Raw genomic sequence first — 15164 nt, 5'->3', positions numbered from 1 at the left:
AAAGTTATCATGAAAAAGATCAGTGAGCTGAGCCGGAACTGGTGGCATGAGGAAACGGAGGGAATTTCCTTCACCCATGCGCTGGATATGAAACGTTTGCACTCAGAGCAGAGCCCTTATCAGAAGATTGAGATCTTTGAGCATGAAGTCTTTGGACGTATTTTGACGTTAGACGATTTGGTGCAGGCATCCCACGCGGATGAATTTATGTATCACGAAATGGCAGTACATGTTCCTTTACTTGGGCGGGACTGGACGGACGTTAGCGTCCTGATTGTCGGCGGAGGAGATGGCGGTATCCTTCGGGAAGTTCTGAAGCATGACTTTGTAAGCCGCGTTGTTATGGTGGAAATTGATCAGCGCGTTGTCGAACTTTCGGCGGAATATTTAGGCATTAACGGCGATTATGATGACCCACGTGCTGAGCTGATAATCGGGGATGCCGCTGACTATATGCGCCGTGCTCGCGCCAGAGGCGATAAGTTTGATCTGATTATTCTGGATTTGAGCGAGCCGGTTGGACCTTCCTCCACCGTGTTTACATATGAATTTTGTGAGAATTTCTCGAACTGTATTACGGACCGCGGAGTTGTTCTGGATAGTGACAGCATTTTCGTTGGTAAGGATCGCGCTTATTTTCTCCAGGAGTTATGTGGAGATAAGGATCAGAACCTGGTGAGCATCATGCAGGATCAGAAGTTACTTCCTCATGTTTCCGGATATCGGTCGATCGTGCAGCTCTACCCCGCAGCTGAGTTTGGTTTTTTCCTCTACAGCCGAGATGGTCATTCTTACAGCCACCCTGTAAAGCCATTCACTGGGCGGCATTACAATCCAGAGCTACACACAGCGTCATTTGCACTTCCGACCTGGTGGCGGACTAATTTGGGCTTCTAGCTTGGCAATAATTCCGCGGGGACAATCGGCTCCAGATCGAAACTAATCTCTTTTTCGTAATGAGAGCCCCCGTGACCCATATGACTGGAAAAAAGGGTAAATTCTTCGACCAGATGGCATCTGGTCTTGAATAAGGCGTGCTGAGACAGGTGATTTCGGACTTTTTCGTAAGGTGATCCGTAGACCCGAGCGAGGGTGACATGCGGTCGAAACCGTCTGTCTTCCAGTTTGACGCCGCATCGGGTCAAGGTATTGGCAACTTTGCTTTGGAGTGAGAGGAGTTCTGGTGATCCATTGACGCCGATCCAGAGGATCCGGGGGCGTTTGTCATTTCCAAATACACCGACCCCGGACAGCTCAAGTAAAAAGGAGGGTGCTTTTATTTTGCTGAGGGCCAGTCCAATATCCACCATATCCGCTTCGTTGATTTCCCCAAGGAAGCTTAACGTGACATGGGCGTTCTGAGAGGGGATCCAGCGGGCATCGGGTATGCCGCTCTGCAGCGCGGCTATCTGCTGCTTGAAATCTTCCGGAAGATCAATGGCAACAAATAACCGCATTACACTTACTCCTCAGGGACAGGGGTACGGATGGAGATTGTGGATCTCTTCTATAGACTTAAGGATGTCGTCTGACAGTTCAATGTCAATGCTGGAAATGTTACTTTCCAACTGTTTCAGGTTTGTCGCCCCGATAATGTTAGACGTCACGAACCGACGATTATTGACAAATGCCAGCGCCATTTGCGCAGGATCCAGACCGTTTTCCTTCGCCAGCGCGACATATTTGGCGGTCAATTCATGCGCAAGTTCCGTAGAATAGCGTTTAAATCGGGTGAACAAGCTCAGGCGAGAGCCCTCCGGCATTGCACCGCCGAGGTATTTTCCGCTTAAGACGCCCATCGCCAGAGGGGAATAGGCTAGAAGTCCACAGTCTTCACGGATAGACACCTCAGCAAGTCCAACCTCGTAGGATCTGTTCAGCAGGCTATAGGGGTTTTGTACAGATACCATCCGGGGCAGATCGTATTTGTCTGCAAGATGGAGATACCGCATCGTACCCCAGGCAGTTTCATTCGAAAGCCCTACATGCCTGATTTTACCGCTTTTGACCAGCTCGCCGAGAGCCTCCAGGGTTTCCAATATTTCGACAGCGTCTTCTTCTTCAACATGCTCGTATCCAAGCTTGCCAAAATAGTTGGTTGTCCGCTCGGGCCAATGCAGCTGATAAAGATCGATATAGTCCGTCTGCAACCGTTTTAGGCTATCGTCGACAGCAGCTTTGAGGTGACGTCCATGCAGGCGAGACTGCTCATTGCCGCGGTAAAATGTATTGTCGGATTTACCAACCGCTTTTGTTGCCAGGATGATTTTGTCCCGGTTTTGACGGGCCTTCAGCCAGGTGCCAATATAGCATTCAGTCCGCCCAGCGGTTTCTTCTTTTGGAGGCACAGGATACATTTCCGCTGTATCGATAAAATTCACGCCCTTGTCGAGGGCGAAGTCCAGCTGTTCATGGGCTTCTGCTTCTGTATTTTGTTCGCCCCAGGTCATGGTTCCAAGACAGATTACACTGACATCCAGGTCAGTCCGCCCCAGTTTTCTATATTGCATTATGTTTAAGTTCCCAAAATAAATTGCTTTACGGGTTGCGCCCCTGTCCAATCAATTGGATTTCAAGAATTCGCTGAGAGAAGGCAGCATGTTTTTTACGATGACTGCCACACCCTCTTTGTTCGGATGGATGGCATCATCCTGATTTAGTTCAGCAATGGATGCAACACCTTCCAGAAAAAAGGGATAAAATCCCACATTATATTTTTGGGCAAGGTCTGGATATATCTGATCAAATTCTGATCGATAATCTTCTCCCATGTTAGGCGGTGCTTTCATTCCTGCCAGAAAGATCGGTATATTTTTACCCTGGATTTTTTGGATGATGGCATTCAGGTTTTCGCGGGTCACTTCCGGCTCTATTCCGCGTAAAGCGTCATTTGCCCCAAGCTCTAAAAAGACATAGTCTGCACCGCTTGCAAGAGCCCACTCAAGACGTTGAAGGCCGCCAGTTGATGTGTCCCCTGAGACACCTGCATTTTCAACCTTGATGTTGAGTCCGGCTTGTACCAGTGCAGTTTCTAACTGCGTGGTAAAGGCCTCCTCCTCTGGCAATCCATAACCAGCTGTCAAACTGTCGCCAATTGCCACAATTGTTTTCGGCTCATTTGCTGACGCTCCAACATTCCACAAAACAAGTAAGAAGAGCAGACAGAAACTGTTGAAAATGGCAGGTAACTTGCCATATCCCTGTAAGGGGTATTTTAGCTGCATAGGAATTTCTGTGACCTCATCACCAATTATTTCGCTTCAAAATATTCATCTTACACTTAAGTCTGATGCGGGCCCGGTCAATATCCTGCGTGGTATAGACTTGTCTATAGCAGAAGGAGATACCGTCGGAATTGTCGGTCCTTCAGGATCCGGAAAATCGACTCTGATGTCAATTTTGGGGGGGCTTGAAACACCAACAACCGGTTCCGTTACGATATGTGACCAGAGTTTTGACGGACTTGATGAGGACAAACTTGCACGGTTTCGCAGGGATCATATTGGGATCGTATTCCAGTCTTTCCATTTGGTTCCAACGATGACGGCTCTTGAAAATGTGGCGATCCCTCTGGAATTAGCAGGCAGGGCCGATGCGTTCCAAGTGGCGGCGCAAAAACTTGAGGATGTTGGCCTTGGTAGTCGCAAAGGGCATTATCCAACCCAACTTTCAGGCGGTGAGCAGCAGCGCGTTGCATTGGCAAGGGCTGTTGTTACAGAGCCGCAAATCTTACTGGCAGATGAGCCAACAGGAAACCTGGATGGATCAACGGGTGATGTGATTATCAATCAGATGTTTGAGCTTCATAAGCGACACAACACAACACTGGTCTTGATCACCCATGATGAACATTTGGCTGAGCGGTGTACTCGAACCATTCGGATTGAGGATGGCCGGATAGCGGCTGACAATAAAGCTGTTCCTGTCTCCAAGCTGGAAGAGGCGGCCCAGTGAACGATCGAGGTGAAGAGAATTTGGCACTCGCATTTCGGTATGCGATCCGTGAGCTTCGGGGTGGTTTAAAAGGTTTTCGAATTTTTGTTGCCTGTTTGATCCTTGGCGTTGCAGCGATCGCCGGGGTTGGAACTCTTTCCAGCTCCATTAACGAAGGCCTCCGGGCAAACGGGCAGGTGATCCTGGGCGCGGATATCGATGTCCGGCTAACGTCTCGTCCAGCAACGGACGATCAATATCAATGGCTGGCGGATAAGGGCGACATCAGTTCGCTGATAGTGATGCGGGCCATGGTTCACTCACCAGATCAGGATCTAAGGCTGTTGGGGGAGCTCAAATCGGTTGATAGCGCTTATCCTCTATACGGCAGCTTGAAAATTGAAACGCCGACTGGTTTGGTTGAGGGGTCGCCCTATGCCTTGTTAGCAGAAACTGAACAGGGATATGGTGCGCTTGTTGAATCACTTCTTTTGGATCGGCTTGGCATTTTAGTCGGCGATACCCTAAAAATTGGACAGCAAGTCTTTTACATAGCGGGTGTTATCGAAACGGAGCCGGATAAGGCAAGCCAGGGTATGGCACTGGGACCGCGGGTCATCATTTCTGATGCTGCAATGGAGGCGACGGGCCTAGTTCAGCCTGGCAGCTTGTTGCGTTATCACTACCGACTGAAACTCAATGAGGGACTGACCGTTGATGAGTTTCGGGAGGCTGCAAAATTGGAGCAGCCGGATGCAGCGTGGCGCATCACAGATTCTCGAAATGGAGCCCCCGGCATTAAGCGGTTCGTTGATCGGGTTGCCATGTTCCTGACATTGGTTGGATTGACAGCTCTCGTTGTCGGTGGTGTTGGTGTCGGTAATGCGGTGCGGGCCTATCTGGACGGGAAAACGGAGACGATTGCCACCCTCAAATGTCTTGGGGCAAGTAGCAGCCTGATTTTCCGAATTCATTACATTCAAGTTTTGATGCTGGCAATTATGGGCTCAGTAATAGGCCTTATTCTAGGGTTCGGGGGCGCATATCTCGCCTCTCAATTCCTGGCGCAAGCCTTGCCTGTCCCCGCTGTGGTCACTTTCCAGCCAGGCCCTCTCATTCTGGCGACCGCTTTCGGTTTATTGACCGCTACATTATTTGCTATCTGGCCGTTGGCGAGGGCGAGGGAAACTTCAGCCGCAGCCTTGTTTCGCGATTTCGCAGGCCAAAAGAAATTACCAAAACCAATTTTCATAGGATTGTCCGCACTTTCTTTTGTTGTGTTGGTTGGTCTTGCAATTGCAACTTTTGATGAGAAGTTTTTCGCCATTGCTTTTGTCGCCGCGACAACCGGAATATTTGCTGTTCTTTATCTGGTTGGACTTCTGGTTCAGGTGGTTGCTCGTAAACTGCCCAGAAGCCGGATGCCGATCTTACGGATTGCGGTTGCAAATCTTCACCGGCCCGGTGCCGCGACGGCGAGTGTGGTCCTGTCCATGGGGCTTGGTCTAACCCTTTTTGTGACAGTCGCGCTAATTGAGGGGAACCTTCGCGAACAGGTACAGGACCAATTGCCTGAAAATGCGCCGGCCTTCTTCTTCATCGATATTCAAAATCAGCAGTTGGGTGACTTTACTGCTGCTGCTTCCTCTATTAATGGAGTGTCGGATATCAATCATGTCCCCAATCTTCGGGGACGGGTAGTTAAAGTAAATGGCGTGCCAGCTTCAGAAGTTGCGATCTCCAGCGATGTGAAATGGGTATTGCGGGGAGATCGGGGGATTACCTATTCCAAAGAGGTGCCTGTCAATGCCACGCTGACAGCGGGAGAGTGGTGGCCTTCTGACTATAGTGGTCCGCCTCTTATCAGTCTTTCAGAGGACGCCGCTCTTGGGATGGGGATTGGTGTTGGTGATACCATGACCATTAATGTAATGGGACGGGAAATTACCGCAACAATTGCAAGTCTTCGCAAAATCGACTGGAGTACGCTTGCGATAAATTTCGTAATTGTGTTCGACCATTATACGTTGGCGGCAGCACCTCACAGTCATCTGGCGACAGCAAAAGCATCTGACGCATCGGAAAAAGATCTGTTCAAGGCGATAACGGTCAACTTCCCCAACATCTCTGTGGTTCGCATGAAAGAAGCCTTGCAAACCGTTTCGAAGATACTGGAGCAATTATCCTCGGCTGTAACTGCGACAGCTTCAGTGACCCTGGTTTCCGGTGTGCTCGTTTTGGCAGGGGCGTTTGCCGCAGGTCATCGAAAGCGGGTTTACGACAGTGTGATCCTTAAGGTCTTGGGTGCTACGCGGAGTGATGTATTCCGGATCTTTATTCTCGAATATGCGCTTTTGGGTCTTGTAACTTCGGTGATTGCTGCGCTGGCAGGATGGTTGGCTGCATATGTTGTAATCACGGATGTATTGGAAGCAAAATGGCTGAACCTTCCCGGCACGATAATCGGTACGGTTTTGGTCAGTGTGATTGTGACAATTCTGTTTGGATTGTTTGGATCTTGGAAAGCATTAGGGGAAAAAACTGCGCCGATTTTGAGAGCGGAATAATTTGAACAAACACTTGAACTCTTTTATACTTATTCCAATATATACAGCAAAAATGTAACCGTCTTTTGGGAAGGACACTATGGCTATTGATTATACACGGCTAAATTCGACTTCGCGCACTGTTGATCAGGCCGCGATGGATGAGGGTCTTCGGACCCACATGTTGAAAGTTTATAACTACATGGCGTCAGGTTTGGCGTTAAGTGGTATTACGGCTGCTTTGACAGCATCTAATGAGACTTTATTCAACGCTGTGTTTGGAACTCCACTGCAGTGGGTTGTCATGCTGGCGCCACTTGGATTGCTGTTTGCGATGTCTCGGGCTAGCGCCTCAACATCCAAAATCCTATACTGGATCATGGTTGCAACTTTTGGTGTATCCATTTCCTACATTTTCCAGGTTTACACAGCGGAAAGTGTCATTCGGGTATTCTTTATTACTGCCGCGACTTTCGGATCAGCTAGCCTTTACGGCTATGTGACAAAACGGGATCTAACCGGCTTTGGTTCGTTCCTGTTTATGGGGCTGATCGGTATCGTGATTGCATCAGTAGTCAACATCTTCTTGGCTTCAAGCATGCTCCACTTCGTAGTGTCTATTCTGGGTGTTCTGATTTTCACAGGTTTGACAGCTTTTGATACACAGCGGATCAAATCTGAATATTATCACGGACATGACGCAGAAATTCTGGAAAAAGGTGCGATTATGGGAGCTGTCTCCCTGTACCTGAACTTCTTGAACCTGTTCATGATGTTGCTAAGCCTGCTTGGTAATCGCGAATAGGCTCAGACAGAAATTAAACGAGAAACCCGGCCTTTTGGCCGGGTTTTTTATTGGCTGTTTCCATGTGAAATTTTTTCTTGGATGATGTTCTTAACATGTTAAAGTAGTTGGAGAGCAAACATTATAATATTACGAAAGTGACGTCCCCATGCGCATTTTGATCGCCATGATGAAACATGAAACCAATACCTTTTCCCCGATACCGGCGGATTGGCAACGGTTTGCGGATTGGGGCGCGCATTTTGGCGAAGATGCACGCAAGGCCTATGAAGGGACCGCCATGCCAATGGGTGCCTATATTGAGCTTGCAAAATCCATTGGCGCCGAGATTGTCACGCCGGTCGCGGCAGAGGCAATGCCCTCTGGCCTTGTGACCAAAGAGGCATATGAGAAGCTCTCAAATGCCATCTTGGATGAAGTTCGTAATGGTGTGGATGCGGCCATGCTGGATTTGCACGGCGCCATGGTTTCTGAGGTGACCCCGGATGGAGAGGGAACCTTGCTTGAGAGAATGCGGGAGATTGATCCGGATCTTCCAATTGCGGTTACGTTGGATCTTCATTGTAACCTGACCGATCGCATGATGGAAAATTGCACCACTTTGATTGGCTACAAGACTTACCCACATGTGGACATGTATGAGGTCGGCACGCAAATTGGCCAGGCTCTCCTGGATACGCTGGATGGTAAAATAAATCCTGTTATGTCCTGGGGAAATATCCCACTGCTCAGCCAGACATTGTGCCAGGGAACAGATGATGAGCCCATGGCAACCTTGATCCGCCTTTGCAAGGAAGCAGAGACAGAAGAAGGAATTATTGCGGCTACAGCTTTCGGCGGTTTCGCTCTAGCTGACATCAAGCAGGCTGGAAATAGCGTGATTGTTGTGGCTGACGGGGATCAGGCGAAAGCGGATGCGGTTCGCGATCGGATCCTGGCCGCCGCATGGGAGCGTCGGGAAGATTTTATTTACAAGCATACCCCGCTTGTCGATCGGGTGGCAGAGGCCAAAGCGATTGAAGAGGGACCCGTCATTCTGCTAGATCATGCGGATAACTGTGGTTCTGGCGGAACACAGGATGTAATGACGGTGATCGCCGAAATCCACCGGCAAGGGCTCGAGGATGTCGCGGTTGGTGCCGTCTGGGATCCCGGAGCCGTGAAGGAAATGCAAAAAGCCGGGGTTGGCAGCAAGGTGACGCTGAAGCTTGGCGGTAAGCTGGACATGCCATCCATCAATGAGGTTGGCGAGCCGCTTGAAATTACGGGCACTGTAAAAGTGTTGACCAATGGCGAATGGACTGTTCACGGGCCTATGTACACCGGGGTTAAGGTCTTTATGGGCCCGACGGCAGTTCTGGACACTGGCAAGATGGAAATTGTCATCGTCTCTAATCATCATGAACCCTGGGATCAGGGCGTTTTCACCTCTGTTGGTATCCAGCCCGAACATAAAAAATACCTGGTTCTAAAAAGCCGTATTCATTATCGCGCTGGTTTTGCCAAACTTGCAAAAGCAACCCTGACACTGGATGGCAAGGGTGTAACGACTTCGGACAATACGCTTCTTGACTATAAAAATGTCCGCCGTCCAATCTATCCATTGGATCTGATAAACGAGGCCTGAGCATGAAGGATCTGTATGAAAACCCGGTTACAACCACATCTGCAAAAACCGTTGATGCGATTAACAGGTTTTCAAACAGTCTCATCGGTTACGGTACGGATTTTGGAATTATCTTTGAAGCTTCCGATGAAGATCCTGACTGTGCTGTCGCCGCTTCACTAGCTGGTGTACTGGCCCTTTTTATGGAAACACCAGATCGCTTGCCGCTGGCCCGAAAGTTTTATGATCGCGCCGCTCAAGGGGTTACTAAAGCCACTGATCGGGAGCAAGTTTTTGTTGGCGCTTTGCTCGCTGCTTATCGTGGCGATCTTGAAACGGCCTTGAAAGGTCACCGTCAGCTTGCAACGGAATATCCGCGCGATTTGCTTTCCGCCAAAATAGGACAGACCCTTTATTTCAATATTGGCGATGATGAAGGGATGCTATGGCTGGCAGATCAAATCATGGATGCGCATCACGATACAGCCTATGCCTATGGAATGCGTGCCTTTGGCCTGGAGCAGATGTCCCGTTTTGAGGAGGCTGAGCAGTCAGCCCGCCGTGCTACAGAAATGCAGCGAAAAGAGCCATGGGCCCATCATGCCGTAGCGCATGTCATGTTAACCCAAGGGCGGCATGAGGAAGGCATCCAATGGATGCAGGACCTCAGCAACGAATGGGCCGCCTGCAATTCCTTTATGTATACCCATAACTGGTGGCATTTGGCTCTTTTCCATCTGGAGCAGGAAAACATCGAAGAAGCTTTAAAGCTCTACGATACCCATGTTTGGGGACGCGATAAAAGCTACAGTCAGGATCAGATCAACGCGATCTCACTTCTTTGGCGGATGGAAATCGCTGGGTTTGACGTGGGAGATCGCTGGAAAGATCTCGCTGACCATATCGAGGCTCGGTATCTCTTTAATGATCAGCCCTTTCTGGATATGCAATATATGTATGCCCTTGCCAGAGAGAAGCGCGGCGAAGCCGTCCAAAAACTGCTGGATGGGATGGCGGCGATGCAAACTGCAGCCCCTTCCATGACGCAAGCCTGTTGGAAGACGGTGGCATTGCCAGCGGCAAAAAGCTTCATCGCCTATGCAGACGGGAATTATGCCAAGTGTCTTGAATTACTTGCCCCTGCCCGCGACAACCTGCAAACCATTGGTGGTAGTCACGCGCAACGTGATCTTTTTCAGCAGGTTTGGATTGATAGTTTGTTGAAGGCGGGAAGGACTGAAGAAGCAATTGCGCTTCTACAGGATCGATTGGATTTCCGCCGTCCAGTTCCGCTTGATGTGGCTTGGATGAAGTCAGCTTCAGCGGCGGCCTGATCAGTCGATCGTTTCAAAGCGCTTTTTATCGAAGATTTTCAGAACCTGTTTCAGGTCTTTTCCTCTTTTCAAAATCCGACCATTTTGGCTATGGACTGAAAAAGCCCCCTGCTTATTCGCAAGTTTCGGCTCTTTGTAGATTTTAAAGATGGGTTTTTCAGTGGTCCGGTGGAAAATTGCAAAACTGCAGGAGTTCTTGGTTTGACCAATGGCATAATCCCGCCATTCAGCTTTTGCAACCATCTGTCCATACACTTGAAGAATTTGTCCCAGTTCCTGACGGTTAAAGAATACCGGCGCCGGGGTTTGTGGTGCATTGATACTGCGCCCGGCCTGGGTTTGGTAATGATCGCTGAATTGAACTACGTCGCTCATGCACCCTTCCAATTGTTCTTTTTTGATTGTTCCTTATCTACACAGGAACGTCAAGATTTGTGACAAGTTTTTGACGCTGGATGATTTATAAAGGGACGCTATCATGAACTCATATGTGAGATCAGGGATTGGAGGATTAAGCGATGGATAAAATTGTCAAAAGTGAAGCGGAATGGAAAGATCAGCTCACCCCTGAGCAGTATAAAATTACACGCAAAAAAGGGACTGAACGGGCTTTTACAGGCAAATACAATGACAATAAACAGCAGGGTGTTTATCACTGTATCTGCTGCGGGGAGCCTCTTTTTTCCTCTGAAACCAAATTCGATTCAGGAACTGGCTGGCCGAGCTTTTATCAACCTCTGAACTCAGAGGGGGTTGGCGAAGTGGATGACCGCAGCTTTTTCATGCGACGAACAGAAGTGATTTGCAATAAATGTGATGCGCATCTGGGACATGTATTCCCCGATGGTCCTGCCCCGACCGGGCTTCGCTATTGCTTGAACTCGGCGTCTCTAGACTTTAAGCCCAAGGCAGAGGAATAGCCTCAGCTTCTAACCGTTGGCTTTGGCAATTAGGTCTTCTGAAAAATGACAGGCGGCGAGATGTTCGCTTTCGACTTGGCGAAGGGCAGGGGCCTCGCTTCGGCATTTGTCCTGAACCATCGGGCAGCGATCCTGAAACGCACAGCCGGCGCGTTTTTCGGTTTGTCCGGTGACGGAGCCGGAAAGCCGGATCCTCTCCCGCTTCTTGCCAGAGGCTGGGCGCGGGACGGCATCCAGCAGGATGCGGGTATATGGATGAGCCGGTCTTGCAAAAAGGTCCTCGGTTTTTCCTTTTTCGACGATCGAGCCCAGATACATTACGGCCACTTCATCGCAGAGATATTCAACCACGGCCAAATCGTGACTGATAAACATATAGGTCACGCCGTGGCTGTCCTGCAAATCCCGAAGCAGGTTCAGGACCTGGGCCTGGACTGACACATCAAGCGCGGATACAGGTTCATCTGCAACGATCAGGGAGGGTCGGGTAATGAGGGCGCGGGCAATCGCAATGCGCTGGCGCTGGCCCCCTGAAAATTCATGGGGATATTTTTCAACATCAGTTGGTTTCAGGCCAACTGACGATAAAACTTCCCGAACCCGTTCTTCTTTTTCTGAAGTGGAAAGGTTATCAATCGCTGTAAGAGGCTCAGCAACGATGCGTCCTACAGTGTGGTGTGGGTCCAGTGATCCATATGGATCCTGAAAAACCATCTGAAAATGCTGTCTGTGAGGGCGAAGTTCGGCAAAGCTTTTGCCAACGACTTCTTCACCCTGAATGACGACAGAGCCGCTATCTGTAGGCTCCAGTGCCATGACGTTCCGGGCCAGCGTGGATTTTCCGCAGCCACTCTCACCAACGATGCCAAAGCTTTTGCCTTCCTTGATTTCAAAGCTGACCCCGTTCAGCGCATAAACATAGCGCGGCTTTGCAAACAGGCTTTCCTTGGGCAAAGGGTAATGGCGGACGAGATCAGTGACTTTAAGAACGGTTTTACTCATTTATAAAGTCCTTCTCCGCGCGCTGCGATTGCTTCCTTCAGATGATGACAGGCGACTTCATGGTCGGTACTCATTTCCTGATTGCCGGGAACTGTGTTGCGGCAAGTCTCGCTTGCAAGCGGGCAGCGATCTGTAAAGGTGCAACCCTTTGGCAGGTTAATCAGGTCTGGAACCGTACCCGGAATTGTAATCAGGCGACCATTTCGACCCATGCCAACCTTGGGCATCGCCGCAAACAAACCTTGCGTATAGGGATGTGTCAATTCTTCAAACAGCTGGTCTGTTTGTCCAGTTTCAACAGATGTTCCACCATACATCACCATGACTTTCTGGGTGTTCTCAGCGATCACACCCAAATCATGGGAAATCAGGATAAGCGCCATCCCTTCTTCTTCAACCAGATTTTGGATCAGTTCCAGAATTTGATCCTGAATGGTAACGTCGAGGGCCGTTGTCGGTTCATCCGCAATCAGCACATCAGGTCCGCAAGAGAGGGCAAGCGCAATCATGACCCGTTGTCTTTGCCCCCCAGAAAGCTGGTGGGGGTAGTTGTGAACCCGCTCTGATGGGTTGGGAATACCAACTCGGTCCAGCAATCTCACGGCTTCGTCAAAGGCTTCTGTTTTCGACATACCTTTATGCAGGCGCAAGGGTTCCATAATTTGTCTGCCAACCGTGTGAACCGGGTTCAGCGACGTCATGGGTTCCTGGAAAATCATCGCCATACGGTTTCCCCGAATGGTGCACATTTCCTTTTCGCTCTTTGTCAGCAGATTCTCCCCACCGAGCAGGATCTCGCCGCGGGCCGTTCCATTTTCAGGCAGCAATCCCATTAGGGCGAGGGCTGTCATGGATTTTCCGCAGCCACTTTCACCAACAATGCCAAGGGTCTCACCTCTCTCCAGGGAGAAGTTCAGGCTCCGAACGGCTCTGGCGGGTCCCATTGCCGTTTGCAGATCAACGTTTAAATCTTTGACGGTTAATAAACTCATGTCACCGTTTCCTGCTCAGGCGTGGGTCAAGAACATCTCGCAGACCATCCCCAAGAAGATTAAGTCCAAATACGGCAAGCGCAATTGCCGCACCTGGATATACAGCCTGCATCGGCTGCAGGAACATCAGGGTCTGTGCTTCGTTCAGCATTCTGCCCCAGGATGGGAACGGCGGTTGTGTGCCAAGCCCCAGATAGGAAAGGGCGGCCTCTGCCAGGATCGCGATTGCAAACTGAATGGTCGCCTGCACGATCAGGATGGAAAGAATGTTAGGCAGAACATGTTCAATGGTAATTCGGAACTTGCCCTTACCGGCCGCGCGGGCTGCCATGACATATTCCCTTGCCCAAATCGCATTGGCCGATCCGCGGGTCAGCCGTGCAAAAACAGGAACATTATATATCCCGATTGCGATGATGGAGTTGACGCCACCTGGTCCCAAAATAGCGGTGATCATGATGGCCGATAGAATAGCCGGAAAAGCAAAGGAAAAGTCACTGAAGCGCATGATTAACTCTTCAGTCCATCCTCTTTTTGCGGACGCATAAAGACCAAGGGAAACACCCGCAAACAAGCCGATAGAGACGGCTACAACGCCTACTGTGATGGAGTTTTGGGTGCCTGTCATCAGCATGGATGCGACGTCACGGCCGAACTGGTCAGTCCCAAGCCAATAATCGGCTGACGGTGGCAAAAACCGTGTGCTGATAGAGATGTCGATCGTTCCAGGTGTCCAGAAAAGGGAAATCAGCGCACATGTCAGCAGGGAGAGAGTAATAGCTCCCCCCAGCACAAAACTGCGGCTTTTCAGGCATCTTGCCAGAAAGGATTGAGAAGAGGATACACTACTCATATGTCATGCGCCTTTAGGCGAGGGTCAATAACAGCATAGAGGATATCAACCACGAAATTCGTAACAACAACCATAGCTGCCAACAGCAGGACGACATTTTCGACGACGATTGTGTCTCTGTTATTGATGGCTTTCAAAACGGTGGAGCCCAGCCCCGGCAAATGAAAAACATTCTCCACAACAACCGTACCTGCAAGCAAGTTGGCGAACTGAAGACCCATGACGGTTATGACCGGAATCAGGGCATTCCGAAGGACATGAACCCACAGGGTAGTCCGTTGGCTGAGGCCCTTTGCCCGCGCCGTGCGAACAAAATCTTCACGGAAAACTTCAAGGACGGAGGAGCGAGTGATCCTCGCCAGGATGGCTCCCTGAACAGTTGCAAGTGCAACGGAGGGCAGAATGAGGGAGTGGATTGATCCAAGAACATCTTCGTCCCAACCGGGAAAACCACCAGGTGGAAACCATCTCAAAGTCACCGCGAAATAGAGGATCAGAAGGACGGCCAGCCAAAAGTTCGGTACTGAAATTCCCAGCTGACTGACACCCATCAGGGTGACGTCACTCGCCTTGTTATGGTTGGCAGCCGCATAAAGCCCAATCACCAGCGCGATAATCACAGACAGAACCATTGACATGATGGCCAGCGGGACAGTCAGTTTCAAGGCGCCTTCCACCAATTCCCAGACAGGGACCTTGTAAGCATAGCTATTGCCAAGCTCGCCTTGTAGTAGGCCACCGATCCAATCGAAATACCGCTCTACTGGAGGTCTGTCCAGACCAAGCTCCTTGGTCAGAGCCAGCACGGCCTCGTCCGTGGCGTCAACTCCCAGAATAACCAATGCCGGGTCACCCGGTAAGATTTCCATTACCAGAAAAATAACAACCGAAGCGCCGATTAATGTCGCAATAAGCGTGAGAAACCGTTTCGCAAGAAATACGCTCATGCTTTTAAAATATATCCCTGTTTATACTCAGACCAAATGAATGGCTTATCAATTTTGACGTCAATGTAATGAGAATATTGTTTGCAGTCAATCATTCTCCAATCGGCCAAATGACATCGAAATAAAATTAGATCATTTTAAACCGCTCCTTGCAAACCCAAAAGGCGAAGGTCTTGAAAAGTTAAATTTTCTTGCGGTTCAGGGTTCCTTGAATTAGGTTGCGGTC

15 protein-coding genes are annotated in these 15164 nt (G+C 49.7%); 7 read left to right on the top strand and 8 right to left on the bottom strand.

Translation table 11 applies throughout. The features are described from left to right. Positions 1 to 9: 9 nt before the first annotated feature. A complete protein-coding gene (locus HH301_RS00540; RefSeq protein WP_169566087.1) occupies positions 10 to 897 on the top strand; it encodes a spermine/spermidine synthase domain-containing protein in 888 nt (295 codons plus the stop codon). Here the strand turns inward: HH301_RS00540 and thpR are convergent. The 3 genes from thpR to HH301_RS00525 are packed head-to-tail and all read right to left on the bottom strand — an operon-like array spanning position 894 to position 3224. Continuing rightward, positions 894 to 1457: an RNA 2',3'-cyclic phosphodiesterase gene (gene thpR / locus HH301_RS00535; RefSeq protein WP_169566086.1), complete on the bottom strand. Its 564-nt coding sequence runs from the start codon at positions 1455 to 1457 to the stop codon at positions 894 to 896. The genes HH301_RS00540 and thpR overlap by 4 nt on opposite strands. Before the next feature lie 12 nt (positions 1458 to 1469). Beyond that, positions 1470 to 2510 carry an NADP(H)-dependent aldo-keto reductase gene (locus tag HH301_RS00530; RefSeq protein WP_169566085.1) on the bottom strand — a complete coding sequence of 347 codons (1041 nt, stop codon included), beginning with the start codon at positions 2508 to 2510 and terminating at the stop codon, positions 1470 to 1472. Positions 2511 to 2561: 51 nt separating this feature from the next. Beyond that, positions 2562 to 3224, bottom strand: a complete 663-nt coding sequence (locus HH301_RS00525; protein WP_169566084.1) for an arylesterase — start codon at positions 3222 to 3224, stop codon at positions 2562 to 2564. Positions 3225 to 3234: 10 nt separating this feature from the next. Between HH301_RS00525 and HH301_RS00520 the strand changes: the two genes are divergently transcribed. The 5 genes from HH301_RS00520 (at position 3235) to HH301_RS00500 (ending at position 10224) form a co-directional block, all read left to right on the top strand. Next, the gene (locus tag HH301_RS00520) at positions 3235 to 3954 is read left to right on the top strand and encodes an ABC transporter ATP-binding protein (protein WP_338091351.1); all 720 of its coding nucleotides are present in this window, start codon (positions 3235 to 3237) and stop codon (positions 3952 to 3954) included. Beyond that, positions 3951 to 6500: an FtsX-like permease family protein gene (locus tag HH301_RS00515; RefSeq protein ID WP_169566082.1), complete on the top strand. Its 2550-nt coding sequence runs from the start codon at positions 3951 to 3953 to the stop codon at positions 6498 to 6500. Before HH301_RS00520 ends, HH301_RS00515 begins: the two co-directional genes overlap by 4 nt. A 79-nt stretch (positions 6501 to 6579) precedes the next feature. Continuing rightward, positions 6580 to 7284 (top strand): Bax inhibitor-1/YccA family protein, encoded by a 705-nt coding sequence (locus tag HH301_RS00510; protein WP_169566081.1) that lies wholly within the window; start codon positions 6580 to 6582, stop codon positions 7282 to 7284. 148 nt (positions 7285 to 7432) lie between these two features. Beyond that, complete coding sequence (locus HH301_RS00505; RefSeq protein WP_169566080.1) at positions 7433 to 8911, top strand: M81 family metallopeptidase; 1479 nt, start codon at positions 7433 to 7435, stop codon at positions 8909 to 8911. A gap of 2 nt (positions 8912 to 8913) precedes the next feature. Next, positions 8914 to 10224 (top strand): tetratricopeptide repeat protein, encoded by a 1311-nt coding sequence (locus HH301_RS00500; RefSeq protein WP_169566079.1) that lies wholly within the window; start codon positions 8914 to 8916, stop codon positions 10222 to 10224. Here the strand turns inward: HH301_RS00500 and HH301_RS00495 are convergent, their stop codons facing one another. Continuing rightward, on the bottom strand, positions 10225 to 10599 hold the full coding sequence (locus HH301_RS00495) for a DUF2794 domain-containing protein (protein WP_169566078.1): 375 nt from the start codon (positions 10597 to 10599) through the stop codon (positions 10225 to 10227). It abuts the gene before it with no gap. A 143-nt stretch (positions 10600 to 10742) separates the two neighbouring features. On the opposite strand from HH301_RS00495, the gene msrB reads away from it, so the two are divergent. After that, on the top strand, positions 10743 to 11144 hold the full coding sequence (gene msrB / locus HH301_RS00490) for a peptide-methionine (R)-S-oxide reductase MsrB (protein ID WP_169566077.1): 402 nt from the start codon (positions 10743 to 10745) through the stop codon (positions 11142 to 11144). 9 nt (positions 11145 to 11153) lie between these two features. On the opposite strand, the gene HH301_RS00485 is transcribed toward msrB, so the two are convergent. From HH301_RS00485 to HH301_RS00470, 4 genes are read right to left on the bottom strand one after another with little or no spacing between them, the layout of a single operon-like run. Next, on the bottom strand, positions 11154 to 12146 hold the full coding sequence (locus HH301_RS00485; protein WP_169566076.1) for an ABC transporter ATP-binding protein: 993 nt from the start codon (positions 12144 to 12146) through the stop codon (positions 11154 to 11156). Further along, on the bottom strand, positions 12143 to 13138 hold the full coding sequence (locus HH301_RS00480) for an ABC transporter ATP-binding protein (RefSeq protein ID WP_169566075.1): 996 nt from the start codon (positions 13136 to 13138) through the stop codon (positions 12143 to 12145). The genes HH301_RS00485 and HH301_RS00480 overlap by 4 nt, the downstream gene beginning before the upstream one ends. Position 13139: 1 nt before the next feature. Next, positions 13140 to 13991, bottom strand: a complete 852-nt coding sequence (locus HH301_RS00475) for an ABC transporter permease (RefSeq protein WP_169566074.1) — start codon at positions 13989 to 13991, stop codon at positions 13140 to 13142. Continuing rightward, positions 13988 to 14938 (bottom strand): ABC transporter permease, encoded by a 951-nt coding sequence (locus HH301_RS00470; RefSeq protein WP_169566073.1) that lies wholly within the window; start codon positions 14936 to 14938, stop codon positions 13988 to 13990. The genes HH301_RS00475 and HH301_RS00470 overlap by 4 nt, the downstream gene beginning before the upstream one ends. Between the last annotated feature and the right edge of the window lie 226 nt (positions 14939 to 15164).

The organism is Sneathiella limimaris (assembly GCF_012932565.1).
Lineage (GTDB): Bacteria > Pseudomonadota > Alphaproteobacteria > Sneathiellales > Sneathiellaceae > Sneathiella > Sneathiella limimaris.
This window is presented reverse-complemented; position numbering and strand designations above follow the sequence as displayed.

Excerpts from the sequence above, each read along its gene's own strand:
- HH301_RS00495 (WP_169566078.1), bottom strand. The coding sequence starts at position 10,599 with ATGAGCGACGTAGTTCAATTCAGCGATCATTACCAAACCCAGGCCGGG.
- HH301_RS00480 (WP_169566075.1), bottom strand. The coding sequence starts at position 13,138 with ATGAGTTTATTAACCGTCAAAGATTTAAACGTTGATCTGCAAACGGCA.
- HH301_RS00540 (WP_169566087.1), top strand. The coding sequence starts at position 10 with ATGAAAAAGATCAGTGAGCTGAGCCGGAACTGGTGGCATGAGGAAACG.
- msrB (WP_169566077.1), top strand. The coding sequence starts at position 10,743 with ATGGATAAAATTGTCAAAAGTGAAGCGGAATGGAAAGATCAGCTCACC.
- HH301_RS00510 (WP_169566081.1), top strand. The coding sequence starts at position 6,580 with ATGGCTATTGATTATACACGGCTAAATTCGACTTCGCGCACTGTTGAT.
- HH301_RS00500 (WP_169566079.1), top strand. The coding sequence starts at position 8,914 with ATGAAGGATCTGTATGAAAACCCGGTTACAACCACATCTGCAAAAACC.
- HH301_RS00525 (WP_169566084.1), bottom strand. The coding sequence starts at position 3,224 with ATGCAGCTAAAATACCCCTTACAGGGATATGGCAAGTTACCTGCCATT.
- HH301_RS00485 (WP_169566076.1), bottom strand. The coding sequence starts at position 12,146 with ATGAGTAAAACCGTTCTTAAAGTCACTGATCTCGTCCGCCATTACCCT.
- HH301_RS00475 (WP_169566074.1), bottom strand. The coding sequence starts at position 13,991 with ATGAGTAGTGTATCCTCTTCTCAATCCTTTCTGGCAAGATGCCTGAAA.
- HH301_RS00470 (WP_169566073.1), bottom strand. The coding sequence starts at position 14,938 with ATGAGCGTATTTCTTGCGAAACGGTTTCTCACGCTTATTGCGACATTA.
- HH301_RS00505 (WP_169566080.1), top strand. The coding sequence starts at position 7,433 with ATGCGCATTTTGATCGCCATGATGAAACATGAAACCAATACCTTTTCC.
- HH301_RS00530 (WP_169566085.1), bottom strand. The coding sequence starts at position 2,510 with ATGCAATATAGAAAACTGGGGCGGACTGACCTGGATGTCAGTGTAATC.
- thpR (WP_169566086.1), bottom strand. The coding sequence starts at position 1,457 with ATGCGGTTATTTGTTGCCATTGATCTTCCGGAAGATTTCAAGCAGCAG.